This is a genomic window from Bradyrhizobium diazoefficiens, assembly GCF_016612535.1.
GTDB classification, from domain to species: Bacteria; Pseudomonadota; Alphaproteobacteria; order Rhizobiales; family Xanthobacteraceae; genus Bradyrhizobium; species Bradyrhizobium diazoefficiens_C.
Window position 1 is genome coordinate 488,468 of record NZ_JAENXS010000001.1, and the last position, 16,145, is coordinate 504,612.

Consider the following 16,145-nt stretch of genomic DNA (forward strand, 5'->3'; position numbering starts at 1 on the left):
GAGCTCTGAGTCCTAATATGACTTGGCGAGCCCTAGTACCTTTTCCGCAATGAAGCTGAGCGCGAGTTGCGGGCTGACCGGTGCAATGCGCGGGATCAGGACTTCGCGCAAATAGCGCTCGACGTGGAACTCCTTGGCGTAACCGAAGCCGCCATGGGTCATCACCGCCTGCTCGCAGGCATGGTAGCCGGCCTCGCCCGCGAGATATTTCGCGGCATTGGCGGCAGCGCCACAAGCCATGCCTTTGTCGTATTGCCAGGCCGCCGACATCACCATCAGCCAGGAAGCTTCAAGCTCGACCCAATTGGTCGCAAGCGGAAACTGGATACCCTGGTTCTTGCCAATCGGACGGTTGAACACCACCCGCGTCTTGGCGTATTCGGTCGCGCGCGACAGCGCCAGCTTGCCGAGGCCGACGGCTTCCGCCGCGATCAGGATACGCTCGGGGTTCATGCCTTCGAGGATGTACTGGAAGCCTTTGCCCTCTTCCCCGATGCGATCCTCCATCGGGATCTCGAAATCCTCGAAGAACAGCTCGTTGGAATCGACGATCTTGCGGCCCATCTTCTCGATCTCATGAACCTTGATTTTGTTGCGGTCGAAGTCCGTATAGAACAGGCTCAGACCATGCGTCGGCGAGCGCACCTCCTCCAGCGGGGTGGTGCGCGCCAGCAGCAAAATCTTGTGCGCCACCTGCGCTGTCGAGATCCACACCTTCTGGCCGTTGACGATGTAGCGGTCGTTCTTGGCGACCGCACGGGTCTTCAGCTGCGTGGTGTTCAGGCCGGTGTTGGGTTCGGTGACGGCGAAGCACGCCTTCTCGCGGCCTTCCACCATTGGCGGCAGCATGCGCTTGCGCTGCTGCTCGGTGCCAAACACGACCACCGGGTTGAGGCCGAACACGTTGATATGCACGGCAGAAGCGCCGGACATGCCGGCGCCGGACTCCGCAATCGTGCGCATCATGATCGCGGCTTCGGTAATGCCGAGCCCCGAGCCGCCGTAAGCTTCCGGCACGCAGATGCCGAGCCAGCCGGCATCAGCCAGCGCCTTGTGAAAATCGTGCGGGAAGCCGCCATCATGGTCCTTCTTCAACCAATAGGCGTCGGGAAAACCCTCGCAGATCTTTGCGATGGCGTCGCGAATGGCTTCCTGCTGATCGGTAAGCGCGAAATCCATGATGGTCTCCTTGTGGAGGCTCGTTAGGCCTAGCGCCCCATCTGCGAGGGCAGCCAGAGGATGATAGACGGAAACGCCACCAGGATCGCGATCGCGAACAGGTGTGCGATAAAATGCGGGAGGGTGCCGTGGAACACCTCCGCCACCGGCCGCTTGGCATAGCGGGCGACGATGAAGCAGTTCAGCCCGACCGGCGGTGTGATCATGCCGACCTCGGCGGTGACGATCTTGATGACGCCGAACCAGATCGGGTCGAACCCGAGCGTCTTGATCAGGGGCAGCACGATCGGCACCGTCAGCACCAGGATCGCGATCTGGTCCATGAAGGAGCCGAGCACGATGTAGCCGCACAGGATCAGTGTGATGATTACCCAGCGCGAGGTCGGCAGCGAACCGATCCAGGCAACGAGGTCCTGGGTGACATGAGTGAGCGTGAAGAAATAGCCGAAGATCGAGGCGCCGACCAAAATCATGATGATCATGCAGGTGCCGTGGCAGGCGCGCAGCAGCGTCTTGTAGAGCGAGGTCGGCGTGATCTTGCCCTTGACGATGGCGAGCAGGAAGGCGCCGAACGCACCGAACGCCGAGGCCTCCGTCGGCGTCGCGACGCCAAGATAGATCGTGCCTGTGACGATGGAGAACAGCACCACCATCGGCGAGACCTGCCACAGCAGCGCAAATTTCTCACGCCACGGCACCGACTTGGCGGCGGGCGCGCGCGACGGATCCTGCCAGACCAGGAAGTAGATCGTGGCCATGATGGTGAACGTCACCAGGATCGCCGGGATGATGCCGCTGATCAGGAGCTTGCCGATGTTCACCTCGGCCAGCAGGCCGAAGATCACCAGCGCGACGCTGGTCGGCAGCAGCATCGACAGCGTGCCGGAGATCGCGACGACACCCGCGGCCATCCTGGGCTCATAGCCCTGACGGATCATCGCCGGCAGGCTGGTCGAGGACAGCGTCGCGGCCGATGCGGTCGAGGTGCCGCAGATCGCGCCAAAGCCCGCGCCGGCGAGCGCCGTCGCCATACCGAGCCCGCCGGGAATGCGGCCGACCCAGGCCGAGGCTGTCTTGAAAAGATCGTCGGCGACACCGGACAGCAGCACGAGGTCCGCCATCAGCAGGAACATCGGGATCGTGATCAGCTCGTACGAGGACACAGTCGAGAGCGGTGCGGTCTGCAGGATGCCGAACAGCGTCCCCCAACCGCCCACCATGACGAGGCCGACCGAGCCTGAAAAAGCCATCGCAAAGCCAACGGGCGTTCCGAGCGCGAGCAGGGCAAAGAGCAAGGCGAGAACGATGAAAGGTGTCATGAATGCCTGCCGCTACTCAAAGGATCTGGCTTCGCCGATGCCGGTCACTGGCGGCAGCGGATAAAGGTCGCGCCCGGTCACCAGGCTCAGCATGTTGCCGACGAGTTGCAACGCCAGTCGCAGCACCAGCACGCCGCAGCCGAGCGGCACCAGCGCCGCCGAGACCCAGGTCGGCCAGGGGATGGCGCCGGCCAGCACATCCTGCTGCTCGTAATTTTCGATCGCGCGCTCGAGGCCGACCTTGCAGATCAGGACGAAGACGAACAGGCCTACAAGCGCGGTGACGATCTCCGACAGCCGCCGTCCCGCCGGCGAGAAGCGCGACAGCAGGATATCGACACCGACATGGACGTGCTCGCGCAGAGCGTCCGAGACCGTGAAGAAGAACACGCCGGCGAGGAGATAAAGCCCGATCAGATCATAGGTGAAGGAGAACGGACTGTTCAGCGCGTAGCGCATGAACACGTCGGTCACGACCAGCATCATGATCACAAACATGAACGCCACCGCGATCACCGTCAGCGCGCGCTCCAGCGCGCCGAGCACGTCTCCTGCCCGCTTGATCACTTCACGCGCCTCCCCCTCATCGATATCGCGTTGACGATTACTTCGTGCCGCCGGCTGCGAGCAGACCTTCGAACTCCTTCAGCGCGGCGGAGGCCTGCTTGCCACGGCTATCAAGCCCGGACGCCCACTCCTGGCCGACGCCCTTGAGCTTGTCTTTCATCTCGGTGCGCGTGGCCTCCGGCAACGGATCGAAGCTGACACCTTCGTCCTGGAGATGCTTCTTGGTCGTCTCCGTCTCCTTGTCGACCTGCGCACAGGCCGTTGGCTCGATCGCGTCAGAGGCTTCGTTCATCGCCTTCTTCACGTCGTCAGGCAATTTGTCCCAGACCGACTGGTTGATCGAGTAAGCGACGATGAAGCTGCCGAAGCTGACGCCTTCGGTGGCGTGCTTGACGAGCTTGTCCAAGCCATAGGCCACGACACTCTCCATCGGGAACAGCAGTCCGTCCATCGTGCCGCGCGACAGAGACTCGTAAGCATCCGGCGCCGCCATGCGCACCGGCACCGCGCTGAGCGCGCGCAGCGTCAAATCCTGCGCGCCGCCGGTGGTACGCAGCTTCAGGCCACTCATGTCCTTGGTCGTTTCGACCTTCGATTTGACGGTCCACACCTGGTAGGGCGGCAACACCACGGCCATCAGCAACTTGATCTTGTTGGGTGCGTATTCCTGTTTAGCCAGCACGCCCTCGCGCGCGGTCTTCCAATAAGCGAGCGTGCCCTGGCAGCTGGTCGCGAACGCACCCGGCAATTGCGCGACTTCCGACAGCGGCATCTTGTCGGAGACGTAGGACGGCCCGATGTAGCCGATGTCGACGACGCCGGATTGCGTCAGCCGCAGCATGTCGGCGGCCTTGCCGATCTGCTGGTTCGGATAATAGGTGAAGGTCACCGCGCCATTGGTGCGCTTGGTAACGTCGTCCATCCACGGCTTGAGCATCAGGCGGACGAGATAGTGTCCGGCGGGGAAGCTATCGGCGACCTTCAGCTCCAGCGCCTGCGCCGACGTCATCGAAACCGGCAGCGAAAGCGCGAGCACGGCTGTAGCCCGGACCAGATTCTTCTTCATTTGCTTCTCCTTGACGCGCCCCCACGCCGAAGGCGGCAGCCTGTCGCTGCCAGCCGTCGGTCCCTCACTCCAATTCTTGCTTGAGTTAAAAATACATGTATGTGAATTTATCTGTCAAGTATATGAATTGTGCAGGAAGCCATGCGGCTCCAACGGGGACCGTTTGGATTGACTTTCCAGATTTATGAATTCTAATTCCACATATATGAATTCATCCAACGAGGCCCCATGGGACCGCTCGCCGGCTTCACCATTCTCGACCTGACCTCCGTGCTGATGGGCCCCTACGGCACCCAGGTGCTGGCCGACATGGGCGCTGATGTCATCAAGGTCGAAAGCCCCGAGGGCGACATCGTTCGCCAGATCGGTCCCGGCCGCACGCCCGGCATGGGCGGGATGTTTCTCAATGCCAACCGCGGCAAGCGCAGCATCGTGCTCGACCTCAAGAAGAAGGAAGGGCGCGACGCGCTGCTGCAGTTGGCCAAGCGCGCCAACGCGCTGGTGTATAACGTGCGCCCGCAAGCGATGGCGCGGCTTGGCCTCGACTACGAGACGTTGGCCGCGATCAATCCCACGATCGTCTATGTCGGTGCGTTCGGCTACGGCCAGTCCGGCCCCTATGCGGCAAAGCCCGCCTATGACGATCTGATCCAGGGCGCGGCGACGATTCCGACGCTGCTCGCGGCGGCCGGTGACGGCACACCGCGCTACGTTCCCGTCACCATCGCCGACCGCATCGTCGGTCTGATGATGGTCAATGCCATCATGGGCGGATTGATGCACCAACAACGCACTGGCATCGGGCAGCGCATCGACGTGCCGATGTTCGAATCCATGACGGAGTTCGTGCTGGTCGATCATCTCGGCGGGCTCACCTACGATCCGCCGCTCGACCATGGGGGCTACACCCGCCTGCTATCGCGCTATCGCCGCCCCTACAAGACCAGCGACGGCTATCTCTGCGTTCTCATCTACAACGACAAGCACTGGCGCAGCTTCTTCGAGGCGATCGGCCGGGTGGAATTCTTGCAGCAGCCGCGCTTTGCCAACCATGCCGCGCGCACCAAGCACATCGACGAGATCTACGAAGAAATCGGCCACATTTTCCTCACGCGCACGACCGCGGAGTGGCGCGAGCTGCTGGAGTGCGCCGACATTCCGGTGATGCCGATGCACACGCTGGAGACGATTTTGGACGATCCGCACCTCGAGGCAATCGACTTCTTCAGGACGGTCGATCATCCCGTGGAAGGCCGCATCCGCCAGATGCGCGTGCCCTCGACCTGGAGCGTGACCCAGCCCGAGCCCGCCGGCCCCGCGCCGACGCTCGGCCAGCATGGCCGCGACATCTTGGCTGAGGCGGGCTTCTCGCCTGAGGAGATCGAGCGGCTCGCGGAGCAAAAAGCAGTTCACCTGACTGCGCCGCCTTAATCGCAGCGCGGGCCAAATCGCATGACAAGAGGGAGGAAACCGCGATGGCAGGACTTTATTTCGAGGACTTTTCCGTGGGTCAGGAGTTCAGGCATCCGCTGACCCGGACCGTCACGGAGATGGACAACACCATGTTCAGCCTGCTGACGCTCAATCCGCAGCCGCTGCACATCGACGCGCATTTTGCCGAGAAGACCGAATTCGGGCAGCGCATTTTCAACAGCCTTTACACCCTCGGCATCATGATCGGCATGACGGTCTATGATACGACCATGGGCACCACCGTCGCCAATCTCGGCATGACCGACGTGACTTTTCCGAAACCTGTCTTCCATGGCGACACCTTGCGGGCGACGACGAAGGTGCTGTCGTTGCGGGAATCCAAATCGCGCCCCAAGGCGGGCATCGTCGAGTTCGAGCACCACGCCTTGAACCAGAACGACGAGATCGTCGGAAAATGCCGCCGCATGGCGATGATGCACAAGAGGCCGGTCTGATGCGTTCGATGCTGTTCGTACCGGGCGATTCCCCGCGCAAATTCGAGAAGGCAAGCGAAGGCAAGGCCGACGCGCTGATAATCGATCTCGAAGACTCTGTCGTCACCGACAAGAAGCCGGAGGCACGCGGGCTGACGCTGACGATGCTGAAGGGCCGGCGTGGCCCGCACCAGCTTTATGTCCGCGTCAACGCACTCGACACCGGCATGACGCTCGCCGATCTCGCCGCGGTGATGCCGGGCAGACCCGACGGCATTGTGCTGCCGAAATCGCAGGGCGGCGACGACGTGCGGCAGGTCGCAACCTGGCTCGAAGCCCTGGAAGCTGCAGCCGGCATCGCGGTTGGCACGACGCGCATCGTCTGCGTCGCGACTGAAACTGCCGGTTCGATCTTCGGGCTCGGCAGCTACAAGGGCTGCTCCCCTCGCCTTGCCGGATTGATGTGGGGCGCTGAGGATCTCTCGGCTTCGCTCGGCGCCACCGAGAAGGCTTCAGGCGGCGTGTTCCACAGTCCCTATCGCCTCGCGCGCGATCTCTGCCTGATGGCAGCGGCGGCGGCCGAAGTTGCGCCAATCGACACCGTCTATACCGACATCGACAATCTCGCTGGCCTCGAGCAGGAAACGCGCGCGGCGCGGCGCGACGGCTTTTCGGCCAAGGCGCTGATCCATCCGAAGCATGTCGACGTCGTCAACGCGGCGTTCGCACCGACAGAGGCCGAGCGCACCTGGGCAGAGAAGGTGATCGCAGCCTTCGCCAGCAATCCGAACTCCGGCACGCTGCGGCTCGACGGCCAGATGATCGACAAGCCGCATCTTCGTGCCGCGAAGAAAATCCTCGGCCAGCCCTAGAGCAGGACGCAAAGCCCGCCATGATCGTTCGCCAAGCCGCAAACGTCCTGGAGATCATGGAATTCTTCGCGCAAACGAGGAAGCCCGCGACGCTTGCCGAGATCGCCGATCATTTCGGCTGGCCGCGTTCGTCGACCTTCAACCTGCTCGCGACGCTGTCGGAGAAGGGCTATCTCTACGAGCCGCGACCCCGCGCCGGCTTCTATCCGACGCCGCGGTGGCTGGCGATGGCGCGGATGATCTCCGAGGTCGAGCCGCTGCCGCCCTGGACACATACGCTGATCGCCGACCTGTCGGCCGAGACCGGCGAGACCGCGTCCATCGTGGCACCGGCGGGTGTCATGGCAGTATTCATCGACGTCGTCGAATCCCAAGCCGCGATCCGCTATTTCGCCACCATCGGCCACCGCGTGCCGATCCACGCCACCGCCAGCGGCCGCGCACTGCTGTTGCAATATTCACAGGAAGAACGCGACTCCGTCTATCGCAAGATCGAGTTCAAGCAATATGGTCCGTCGACGCCGATCAGCATCGAGGCGGTGGAGGCGGAGCTGCGCAATTCGATCGCGCGCGGCTACTGCCAGAGTTTTGCCGACTACAGTCGCGATCTCGCTGGAGCCGCGATCCCGCTGCCGATCGGTGATCGCAGGCTCTCCGTCGTCGTTGCAGGGCCGGAGTTTCGCATCGGGCCGAAGGTGGCAGAGGTCGCGTCGCTGATCGCGCGGACGGTTGACCGGCTGCGGCCGAAGGCCGCGGCGTAGAGGCCGCGCCGGTAGTCCACTCCCTCGCGCGGTTCCTACGAGGAAGGCGAAAAACTACACGATCTTGATCGACATGTCCGGCAGGCCCTCAAGCTTGCACAACAGCACGTCGCCCTTCACCACGGGGCCGACATTCTCCGGCGTGCCGGAATAGATGATGTCGCCGGCCTTCAGCTCGAACGCTTCCGACAGTTTTGCGATTTGCTCGGCGACGCTCCAGATCATCTTGCTGAGATCCGAGCTCTGCTTCACCGTGCCGTTGATCGCGAGCGAAATCGCGCCCTTGTCGAAGTGACCAGTCTTGCTCGCAGGATGGATCGGACCGAGCACCGCAGCATGGTCAAAGCTCTTGCCGATCTCCCACGGCTTCTTCTCCGCGGCCATGCCGTTCTGGAGATCGCGTCGGGTCATGTCGAGACCGAGCGCATAGCCATAGACGTGATCTAGCGCCTTCTCGGCCGGGATGTTGGTGCCGCCGGATTTCAGCGCAGCGACCAACTCGACCTCATGATGATAGTTCTTGGTCAGCGACGGATAGGGATGATCGGCGACCTCGCCGATCGCGACGTTCTGGATTGCATCGGTCGGCTTCTGGAAGAAGAACGGCGGCTCGCGGTTCGGATCCGAGCCGCGCTCAATCGCATGCGCGGCGTAGTTGCGCCCGATGCAGTAGATGCGGCGGACCTGGAACACTTGGGTCTCGCCGACGATCGGGATCGTGACCATCGGCACCGGGAAGATCGGCTTCGGTGCGGCCTGCGCTGCAGCCGGGGCCGTGTCTACGAGGCTGACCGCGGTCATCGCGGCTGCCGCAGTGAGCACCCTGCGTCGGGTGGTCCGTGTCATGGCTTCACTCCCTGATTTCGTCGTCTGATTCGGGTAAGTCATAGGACCAAATGAGCAGCGGGCCAATGGCCGGCCCGTTCAGGTCTTCAAGGCGACGCCCTCGTCGGTCCGCCCTAGCATGGAACTTGCATAAATTCCGGGCGATATGGACGCTGCATGAACCTCATCAGTCTCGACATCCGCATGCTCCGGTCGCTGATCTCGGTGGTCGAGACCGGCAGCATCACCGAGACCGCACGACGGCTGGGTCGCACCCAACCGGCAATCACATTGCAATTGCAGCGGCTAGAGGAGCTCACAGGCAAGCAATTATTCGAGCATGCCGGGCGAAGGCTGATGCTGACCGACGACGGCACGACGGTTCTCACCTACGCCAAATCCATCCTGCGGTTGCATGACGAGCTGATCTCGCAACTGGCGTCGCAGGAGATCGAGGGCCAGGTCGTGCTCGGCACGCCCGACCTCTATGCGGCGTTCATGCTGCCGCAGATTCTGAGCGTGTTCCGAAAATCGTTTCCGCGCGTGCAAGTCGAGCTCAACTGCGCGCTGTCGACGCCGCTGGTCGGTCTCGTCAAGCGCGGCGACGTCGACATCGCACTCGTCACCCGCATGAATGATTTCACCGGCGGCCAGGTGGTACGCCGCGAGCAGCTGGTCTGGATGACCGGCGAGCACTCTGCCGCGCACCAGGAACGCCCGATCCCGCTGGCGCTCTTGCCGCCCGGTAACATCTATCGCGACTACGCCATCGATACGCTGGAACGCGCGAATTTGCGCTGGCGCATCGCCTGCGTCAGCGAAAGCGTCGGCGGCCTGCAAGCGGCGGCCTTCGCCGGCATGGCCGTCACCGTGCTCGGCCGCAGTGCGCTGGTGCCGGCGATGCGCGAGATCGGCCCCAATGAAGGCCTGCCGCCGCTGCCGAAGATCGAGCTGCTGCTCTACAAATCGAGCGGCGCGACCTCGAAGGCGGCAACCGCGCTGCACGACTATCTCGCCCACTATCTGCGCCTCGACGAAGAGCTCAGCGGCCGCGGCGGTCCGATTGAGCTCTCGTGAGCGCGCCCAAGCCCGAATTCAGCGTTTCTCTCGAACATCTTGCGACGACAAGCGCACCGGACAGCTGCCTCACGCGCTATCGCGGGCCGAGAAGATCCAGCCTTGCAGGGCCAAAAATGGCACGGCCCACGCCGGCGAAACCTGGCCGAGCAGCACCAGCCCCAGGACAGTCGGCGTGAGCATCAGGCGCCTCGCCGTTCTGCGGCGGGCCGAGTTCGAAGCCACCAAGGCCGACGCAACCGCATCGAGACGCCGCCCCCGCGCGGCCGGTCGTCATCATTGTCGCGTCGAGCCGGCGCAAGGCTGCGAGAATATCGGCGAGTCGGACGGTGTGGCTCATGCCGGGAATTTCGCGCAAAGCTGGGCAGGATTCGACCGCGTACATGTCGGAGGCCCAGGACGACAGGATGATCCGCTTCTCCGGTGCAGACAGCTCCTCTGCGTCCAGGACCTCAGCAGGCGAGCCGTAATGTGCCGCGGGATGAAACAGCGGATTGAGATTGCCGGCATTCGTGTTCGCTTTGGTCATCGGTTGTGCCTCCTCTAATGCTCCTTTCGAAAGGCAAGTGTATGTCTGATAATCGGGTGGCGGTGAACATCGCCGCCACCCGGGTTCGTGCTATTGCGTGTTGATCGCGATGCGCTTGACGCCTTCGCGCGGCTTTCCGGACTTGGGCAGTGAGACGGTCAGCACGCCATTCCTGAACGACGCTTCGGCCTTGTCCTCCTCGACGCCGTCGAGCGGGACTTGCCGCTCGAAGGCGCCGTAGTAGCGCTCGGTGAAATACCTGCCTTCGCCATTGCGCTCGGCTTTTTTCTCACCGCGGAGGGTGAGGACGCCGTTGGCGATTTCAACTTCGACGTCCTTCTCCGTCAGGCCCGGAAGTTCGGCCGTGACGGTCAGCAGCTTGTCGGTCTCGCTGAGTTCGACCTTGGGCCAGCCGAAACGACCCTCCATCATCGGGGAAAGGTTGGTCCCGGCGAAGCCGCGAAACACGTCATCGAACAGCCGGTTCATCTCGCGATGAAGCGTCAGGAACGGGTCGAAGCTGTCGCGGACAGGTGCAAGCTCCTGTTTCCCCGACCAGGGAATGAGATCACGAAATGCCATTGTTTTCTCCTTCATGCATCCGGAGCGCGGACGCGGCTTCGCACGCCACGTCCCGCCAATTCCTCGATAAAGCGGTTAGGCTGCCTTCTGCTCGATCTGAGCGGCAGGGAAATCCCCGCCCCCGATCTGGATCCGACGCGGCTTCATCGCTTCCGGAACCTCGCGGAACAGGTCGATGATCAAGAGACCGTCCCGGAAGGACGCCTGCTTCACCTGGACATAATCGGCGAGGTTGAAGACCCGCCGGAACGGCCGCGCCGCGATGCCGTGATAGAGGTATTCGCGCGCGGCGCCGTCAGGCTTCCTGCCTTCGATCGTGAGCGCGTTCTGCTCGGCCGTCACCGTGATGTCGTCGACGCCGAACCCCGCCACGGCGAGGCTGATCCGGTAATGGTCCTCGCCGGACCGCTCGATGTTGTAAGGGGGGTAGCTGTCTTCGGTCGTCTGGCGAAGCGTGCTGTCGACGAGATCGGCCAGGTGATCGAAGCCGATGGTGGAGCGCCACAGCGGCGCAAAGTCGAATGTGGTCCTCATAACCAAGTCCTCCAAAGAGCAAGATGGATACGAAGGAGCGCGGGACTGTGTTTATCCGAGAACACCGGCCCAGCGCCCGCACCGGACCCGATCTGGCGTCCGGTACACCGCTCTCGCGGCGAAAAACCACTTAGAAAAGCGGAAAATGATTTCAAGAGGGCCAGTCAAAAATTTCCAGGCCCGGATCAGCAAGACAAGGGGGTCCTCCCCCTCGGAGCTCCTTCACGCCTTGGTCCGCGCCCGTCCCTCCTCGCGCAGCACCAGCGACGGCCAGAATTTTGCCCAGGGCTGCGCCTGCTCGAACGCTGCGGCGATGCGGAAGATGGTGGGCTCGTCGAGCCAGGGCGCGATGATCTGAAGCCCGATCGGCATGCCATCGCGATCGAAGCCGCAGGGCAGCGTCGCCGCCGGAAGACCAGCAAGATTGATCGGCCAAGTGAAAGGCGACCAGCCGAGATGCGGATCGACCTTGCTGCCGTCGACCGTGTCGATGCCGATCCGGCCGGCCTCGAACGCGGTCACCGCGACCGTCGGCGTTACCAGCACGTCGACGCGTTCGAACAATTTCACGAAGGCGCTGCGCGCCTGGCCGCGGCGATAGCCAGCCTCGACATAGTCCGTGCCGCTGTAATGACGCCCGGCCGCAACAACAGCGCGATAATCGGCTTCGGAGCTGGCGAGATCGGCTGTGGTCCTGGTCGCGACCGCCGCCGCCTGCTCGGTGAAGGCGATCGGCTTCAGCGTGTGGTCCAGGATGCCCGGATCGAGCCCGGGACCATCCATGGTGACCTGCGCGCCGCAGGAATCGAGAATCGCGAGTGCCTTGCCAAATGCTGCGCACACGTCGGGACTGACGGCGGCGTAGCCGAGATCGGCGCTGGCGCCGATGCGAATGCCATCCAGGCGTCCCGCGTTCGTATCGAAACGGCGGGAGGGCACGGGCAGACTTGCGGCATCGCGCATGTCGTAGCCGGCGATAATTTCCAGTGTCAGCGCGGCATCCGCGACTGTCCGCGTAATCGGTCCGGTGTGCGCGAGCGACGCCCAGGACGGCGGCGAGAAACCGGGCGAGCGCGGCACGAGGCCGAAGGTCGGCTTCAACCCGAACACGCCGCAGAAGGATGCCGGCACGCGGACCGAGCCAACGCCATCGGTGCCGATCGCGATCGGGCCGCAGCCGGCCGCGACGCCCGCCGCCGCGCCGCCGCTGGACCCGCCGCTGGTGCGACCGGGATTCCAGGGGTTTCGCGTGGTCCCCGTGACCGGACTGTCCGCCGTGAGCTTGTAACCGGACTCGCAGGTCGTAGTCTTGCAGGTGATGATTGCACCCGCAGCCTTCAGCGCCGACACCACGGCGGCATCGGCCTCGGGCACAAAACTCTTGTTCATGGGCGAGCCGCCATAGGCCGGCACGCCCGCGACGAAAACGAGGTCCTTGATCGTGACCGGCACGCCGGCGAGCGGCCCCTTGGCCTCGCCCGCGCGCATCTGCCTGGTGAGACGATCGGCCTCCGCCCGCGCCTGCTCGTACATCGGCGTCACCACCGCGTTGCAGGCTTCGTTCGCGGCCTGAAGCGCGGCGATGGTATCGTCGACGACGTCGCGTGGGGTGAACGCCTTGCGCCGGTAGCCGGCCATGATCTCGGTTGCAGAAAGCGCGCCAAGGCCAGTCGGCGCCGGCGGGAAGGCCGTTCGGCCGGAACCATCAGTCATCATCGACCCTAAAGAGCTAGCTGAGCGCCGCGTCGACGGCGCGCTTGGCCATCACCGTGACGAGATGCGCACGGTAATCGGCCTCGGCGTGGATATCGGAGGTGAGACCGTCGGTGTCGATCTTGATCGCCGCGATCGCGGACGGATCGAAATTGCCCGACAGCGCCGCTTCCATCGGCGGCACGCGGAATACGCCGGAGCCTGCGCCAGTCACGGCGACGCGAACACCATCGGCGAATTTCGCGACGAACACGCCGACCAGCGCATAACGCGATGCCGGCGCCTTGAACTTTGCGTAGCCCGCCCTAAGCGGCACAGGAAAACGGATCGCGGTGATGATCTCGCCGACCTCAAGCGCCGTCTCGAACAGGCCGAGGAAGAACTTGTCGGCCGCGATCTCACGCGTGCTGGTGACGATGGTGGCGCCAAGGCCGAGCACGCCGGCCGGATAATCCGCCGCCGGGTCGTTGTTGGCGACCGAGCCGCCGATGGTGCCGCGGTTGCGCACAGCGGGGTCGCCGATCATCGAGGCCAGCGCCGCGAGCCCGGGGATTTTTGACTGCACCAGTTGCGAGGCCGCCACCACCGCGTGCGGCGTCATCGCGCCAATGGTGATGGTGGCGCCATCGTCGGTGATGCCCTTGAGATTTGCGAGTTTGGAGAGATCGACCAGTGCAGGCGGATTGGCCAGCCGCTGCTTCAGCGTCGGGATCAACGTCATGCCGCCGGCAACGAGCTTACTGTCCTCGATCGAGGTCAGGAGTTTCGCCGCGTCGGGAATCTGGTTGGGCTGGTGATAAGTAAATGGCTTCATGTTGTCCTCCCTATTCCGCGGCGACCGGCAGCGACGCGTTTTGCAGCAGTCGCCAGATCCGGTTCGGGGTCGCCGGCATGTCGACATGGGTGACACCGAGATGTGCGAGCGCGTCGACCACGGCGTTGATGACGGCGGCAGGCGAGCCGATGGTGCCGACCTCGCCGCAGCCCTTCACGCCCATCGGCGTGTGCGTGCAGAGCGTCGAGTGGGTCGTAACCTTCATCATCGGCATGTGGTCGGCGCGCGGCATGCAATAGTCCATCAGCGAGCCCGAGAGGAGTTGGCCGGAGCCCTCGTCATAGACGGCGTTCTCGAACAGCGCCTGGCCGACACCCTGCACGATGCCGCCGTGCAACTGGCCCTCGACGATCATCGGATTGATGACCGTGCCGACATCGTCGACCGCGGTGTAATTCACGAGCGTTACCGTGCCGGTCTCCGGATCGACCTCGACCTCGGCGATATGGCAGCCGCCGGGATAGGTGAAGTTGACGGGGTCGTAATAGGCCTGCTCCTCAAGCCCCGGCTCCAGCACCTCAAGCGGATAATTGTGCGGCACATAGGCAGCGCCCGCGATCTCCTCGAACGTCTTGGTACGGTCCGTTCCCGCAACCGAGAATTTGCCACTCTCGAACTGGATGTCGACCTCGGCCGCCTCGAGCAGATGGGAGGCGATCTTCTTGCCCTTGGCGATCACCTTGTCGGTCGCCTTCGACAGTGCGGCGCCACCAACCACCAGCGATCGGGAGCCATAGGTGCCCATGCCGAACTGCACCCGATCGGTGTCGCCGAACACGATGTCGACATTCTCGAAGGACACGCCGAGCTTTTCGGAAACGATCTGCGCGAAGGTGGTTTCGTGGCCCTGGCCGTGATTGTGCGTGCCGATCATGACCGTCACCTGGCCGGTCGGATGCACGCGCACCGTGGCGCTTTCATAGAGGCCGCCGCGTGCGCCCAGCCGTCCTGCGAAACGCGAGGGCGCAAGGCCGCACGCCTCGACATAGGTGGAATAGCCGAGCCCGCGGAACTTGCCCTTGCTGGCGGAGGCCGCCTTGCGGATGCCAAAACCTTGGACGTCGGCCGCAACCAGCGCACCGTCGAGACAGCCCATCGGATCGCCGGAATCGTACTGTACAAGTACGGGCGTCTGATAGGGATAGGCCTCCTTCGGGATCATGTTGCGACGGCGGATCTCGACGCGGTCGATGCCCATCTCGCTGGCTGCGACATCGACGATGCGCTCCAGCACGAAGGTGGCCTCTGGGCGGCCCGCGCCGCGGTAGGCATCGACCGGCACGGTGTTAGTGAAGACCACCTTCACATTGCAGTAGATCGCGGGCGTGGTGTAGACGCCGCCAAGCAAGGGGCCGTAAAGATTGGTCGGAATGTTCGGCCCGAAGGTCGAGAGATAGCCGCCCATATTGGCGAGCGTATTGACGCGGAAGGCGAGAAACTTTCCGGTCTCGTCGAGCGCCAGCTCAGCCTCGGTGACGTGATCCCGGCCGTGACGGTCGGACACGTAGCCCTCCGAGCGGCTCGCGACCCATTTGATCGTCCGCATCACGCGCTTGGCGGCCCAGGTAATCACGGCCTCCTCGCCGTAATGGAACTGCTTGACGCCGAAGCCACCGCCGACATCCGGCGCGACCACCCGCAGCTTGTGTTGTGGAATGTTCAGCACCAGCGCGCCCATCAGGAAGCGCACGACATGCGGGAACTGGCTGGTGGTCCACAGCGTGAAGCGATCGGTGCCGGGCTCGTATGCCGCGATCGCCGCACGCGGCTCCATCGGATTGCCGATCAGGCGGTTGTTGACGAGGCTGAGCTTTGCGACATGCGCGGCTTTGCGGAACGCGGTTTCGACCGCGGCGTTGTCGCCCAGCTCCCAGTCGCAGCAAATGTTGTTCGGGACGTCGTCGAACAATTGCGGCGCGCCGGGCCTGACCGCTTCGAGCACGCCGACCACCGACGGCAGCACCTCGTAGTCGATCGTCAGGAGTTCGGCCGCAGCATTCGCCTGCTCCGGCGTCTCGGCGATGACGAAGGCCACCATGTCGCCGACGAAGCGCACCTTGCCCTGCGCCAGCATCGGGAACGGCGGCTCCTTCATCGGCACGCCCTTGGCGTCCGAGATGCCCCAACCGCAGGGCAGCGAGCCGAGACCATCGGCCTTGACATCCTCCCCGGTCAGGACCGCGATGACGCCCGGCGAGCCCAGCGCCGCACTCGTGTCGATGCCGCGCAGGACCGCATGCCCGTGCGGCGAGCGCACGAACACGCCCGCCGCCATGCCGTGACGCTTGATGTCGGAGACGTAATTGCCGCGCCCGGTGAGGAAGCGCTGGTCTTCCTTGCGCTTCGGTGCGGCGCCGATACCGATCACATTGCCCATGG

The 16,145-nt window shown here is 63.8% G+C and carries 16 protein-coding genes; 5 read left to right on the forward strand and 11 right to left on the reverse strand.

Translation table 11 applies throughout. The features are described 5' to 3' along the window. Positions 1–12: 12 nt before the first annotated feature. The 4 genes from JJE66_RS02280 to dctP are packed head-to-tail and all read right to left on the reverse strand — an operon-like array spanning position 13 to position 4,131. Positions 13–1,179 carry an acyl-CoA dehydrogenase family protein gene (locus JJE66_RS02280; protein WP_200512510.1) on the reverse strand — a complete coding sequence of 389 codons (1,167 nt, stop codon included), beginning with the start codon at positions 1,177–1,179 and terminating at the stop codon, positions 13–15. Between the two features lie 29 nt (positions 1,180–1,208). Then, positions 1,209–2,498, reverse strand: a complete 1,290-nt coding sequence (locus JJE66_RS02285) for a TRAP transporter large permease (protein ID WP_200512511.1) — start codon at positions 2,496–2,498, stop codon at positions 1,209–1,211. Between the two features lie 12 nt (positions 2,499–2,510). Continuing rightward, on the reverse strand, positions 2,511–3,065 hold the full coding sequence (locus JJE66_RS02290; protein WP_200512512.1) for a TRAP transporter small permease: 555 nt from the start codon (positions 3,063–3,065) through the stop codon (positions 2,511–2,513). A gap of 37 nt (positions 3,066–3,102) precedes the next feature. Beyond that, on the reverse strand, positions 3,103–4,131 hold the full coding sequence (dctP, locus tag JJE66_RS02295; protein ID WP_200512513.1) for a TRAP transporter substrate-binding protein DctP: 1,029 nt from the start codon (positions 4,129–4,131) through the stop codon (positions 3,103–3,105). A gap of 228 nt (positions 4,132–4,359) precedes the next feature. Between dctP and JJE66_RS02300 the strand changes: the two genes are divergently transcribed. The 4 genes from JJE66_RS02300 to JJE66_RS02315 are packed head-to-tail and all read left to right on the forward strand — an operon-like array spanning position 4,360 to position 7,671. Further along, entirely contained in the window at positions 4,360–5,562 is a 1,203-nt protein-coding gene (locus tag JJE66_RS02300) for a CaiB/BaiF CoA-transferase family protein (RefSeq protein WP_200512514.1), read from the forward strand. Beyond that, positions 5,562–6,059, forward strand: coding sequence for a MaoC family dehydratase (locus tag JJE66_RS02305; RefSeq protein WP_409362817.1), 498 nt, complete (start codon positions 5,562–5,564; stop codon positions 6,057–6,059). The genes JJE66_RS02300 and JJE66_RS02305 overlap by 1 nt, the downstream gene beginning before the upstream one ends. Continuing rightward, a complete protein-coding gene (locus JJE66_RS02310) occupies positions 6,059–6,910 on the forward strand; it encodes a CoA ester lyase (RefSeq protein WP_200512515.1) in 852 nt (283 codons plus the stop codon). Before JJE66_RS02305 ends, JJE66_RS02310 begins: the two co-directional genes overlap by 1 nt. Before the next feature lie 20 nt (positions 6,911–6,930). After that, positions 6,931–7,671, forward strand: a complete 741-nt coding sequence (locus JJE66_RS02315) for an IclR family transcriptional regulator (RefSeq protein ID WP_200512516.1) — start codon at positions 6,931–6,933, stop codon at positions 7,669–7,671. 54 nt (positions 7,672–7,725) lie between these two features. On the opposite strand, the gene JJE66_RS02320 is transcribed toward JJE66_RS02315, so the two are convergent. Continuing rightward, positions 7,726–8,517: a fumarylacetoacetate hydrolase family protein gene (locus tag JJE66_RS02320; RefSeq protein ID WP_200512517.1), complete on the reverse strand. Its 792-nt coding sequence runs from the start codon at positions 8,515–8,517 to the stop codon at positions 7,726–7,728. Between the two features lie 156 nt (positions 8,518–8,673). On the opposite strand from JJE66_RS02320, the gene JJE66_RS02325 reads away from it, so the two are divergent. Next, positions 8,674–9,573 carry a LysR substrate-binding domain-containing protein gene (locus JJE66_RS02325; protein ID WP_200512518.1) on the forward strand — a complete coding sequence of 300 codons (900 nt, stop codon included), beginning with the start codon at positions 8,674–8,676 and terminating at the stop codon, positions 9,571–9,573. Between the two features lie 76 nt (positions 9,574–9,649). Here JJE66_RS02325 and JJE66_RS02330 read toward each other — a convergent pair whose 3' ends face one another. The 6 genes from JJE66_RS02330 to JJE66_RS02355 all read right to left on the reverse strand — a co-directional run bounded on the left by JJE66_RS02330 (position 9,650) and on the right by JJE66_RS02355 (position 16,143). Continuing rightward, entirely contained in the window at positions 9,650–10,102 is a 453-nt protein-coding gene (locus tag JJE66_RS02330; protein ID WP_246756039.1) for a hypothetical protein, read from the reverse strand. Positions 10,103–10,192: 90 nt separating this feature from the next. Next, positions 10,193–10,684 carry an Hsp20/alpha crystallin family protein gene (locus tag JJE66_RS02335; protein ID WP_200512519.1) on the reverse strand — a complete coding sequence of 164 codons (492 nt, stop codon included), beginning with the start codon at positions 10,682–10,684 and terminating at the stop codon, positions 10,193–10,195. 75 nt (positions 10,685–10,759) lie between these two features. After that, positions 10,760–11,218, reverse strand: a complete 459-nt coding sequence (locus tag JJE66_RS02340; protein ID WP_200512520.1) for an Hsp20 family protein — start codon at positions 11,216–11,218, stop codon at positions 10,760–10,762. A gap of 222 nt (positions 11,219–11,440) precedes the next feature. Continuing rightward, positions 11,441–12,931: an amidase gene (locus JJE66_RS02345; RefSeq protein WP_200512521.1), complete on the reverse strand. Its 1,491-nt coding sequence runs from the start codon at positions 12,929–12,931 to the stop codon at positions 11,441–11,443. Between the two features lie 16 nt (positions 12,932–12,947). Further along, positions 12,948–13,745 (reverse strand): xanthine dehydrogenase family protein subunit M, encoded by a 798-nt coding sequence (locus tag JJE66_RS02350; protein ID WP_200512522.1) that lies wholly within the window; start codon positions 13,743–13,745, stop codon positions 12,948–12,950. Between the two features lie 10 nt (positions 13,746–13,755). Next, positions 13,756–16,143 (reverse strand): xanthine dehydrogenase family protein molybdopterin-binding subunit, encoded by a 2,388-nt coding sequence (locus JJE66_RS02355; protein ID WP_200512523.1) that lies wholly within the window; start codon positions 16,141–16,143, stop codon positions 13,756–13,758. Between the last annotated feature and the right edge of the window lie 2 nt (positions 16,144–16,145).

Coding starts and splice junctions, on each gene's coding strand:
- JJE66_RS02330 (WP_246756039.1), bottom strand. CDS start 10,102: ATGACCAAAGCGAACACGAATGCCGGCAATCTCAATCCGCTGTTTCAT.
- dctP (WP_200512513.1), bottom strand. CDS start 4,131: ATGAAGAAGAATCTGGTCCGGGCTACAGCCGTGCTCGCGCTTTCGCTG.
- JJE66_RS02325 (WP_200512518.1), top strand. CDS start 8,674: ATGAACCTCATCAGTCTCGACATCCGCATGCTCCGGTCGCTGATCTCG.
- JJE66_RS02315 (WP_200512516.1), top strand. CDS start 6,931: ATGATCGTTCGCCAAGCCGCAAACGTCCTGGAGATCATGGAATTCTTC.
- JJE66_RS02310 (WP_200512515.1), top strand. CDS start 6,059: ATGCGTTCGATGCTGTTCGTACCGGGCGATTCCCCGCGCAAATTCGAG.
- JJE66_RS02340 (WP_200512520.1), bottom strand. CDS start 11,218: ATGAGGACCACATTCGACTTTGCGCCGCTGTGGCGCTCCACCATCGGC.
- JJE66_RS02320 (WP_200512517.1), bottom strand. CDS start 8,517: ATGACACGGACCACCCGACGCAGGGTGCTCACTGCGGCAGCCGCGATG.
- JJE66_RS02300 (WP_200512514.1), top strand. CDS start 4,360: ATGGGACCGCTCGCCGGCTTCACCATTCTCGACCTGACCTCCGTGCTG.
- JJE66_RS02280 (WP_200512510.1), bottom strand. CDS start 1,179: ATGGATTTCGCGCTTACCGATCAGCAGGAAGCCATTCGCGACGCCATC.
- JJE66_RS02355 (WP_200512523.1), bottom strand. CDS start 16,143: ATGGGCAATGTGATCGGTATCGGCGCCGCACCGAAGCGCAAGGAAGAC.
- JJE66_RS02335 (WP_200512519.1), bottom strand. CDS start 10,684: ATGGCATTTCGTGATCTCATTCCCTGGTCGGGGAAACAGGAGCTTGCA.
- JJE66_RS02350 (WP_200512522.1), bottom strand. CDS start 13,745: ATGAAGCCATTTACTTATCACCAGCCCAACCAGATTCCCGACGCGGCG.
- JJE66_RS02345 (WP_200512521.1), bottom strand. CDS start 12,931: ATGACTGATGGTTCCGGCCGAACGGCCTTCCCGCCGGCGCCGACTGGC.
- JJE66_RS02285 (WP_200512511.1), bottom strand. CDS start 2,498: ATGACACCTTTCATCGTTCTCGCCTTGCTCTTTGCCCTGCTCGCGCTC.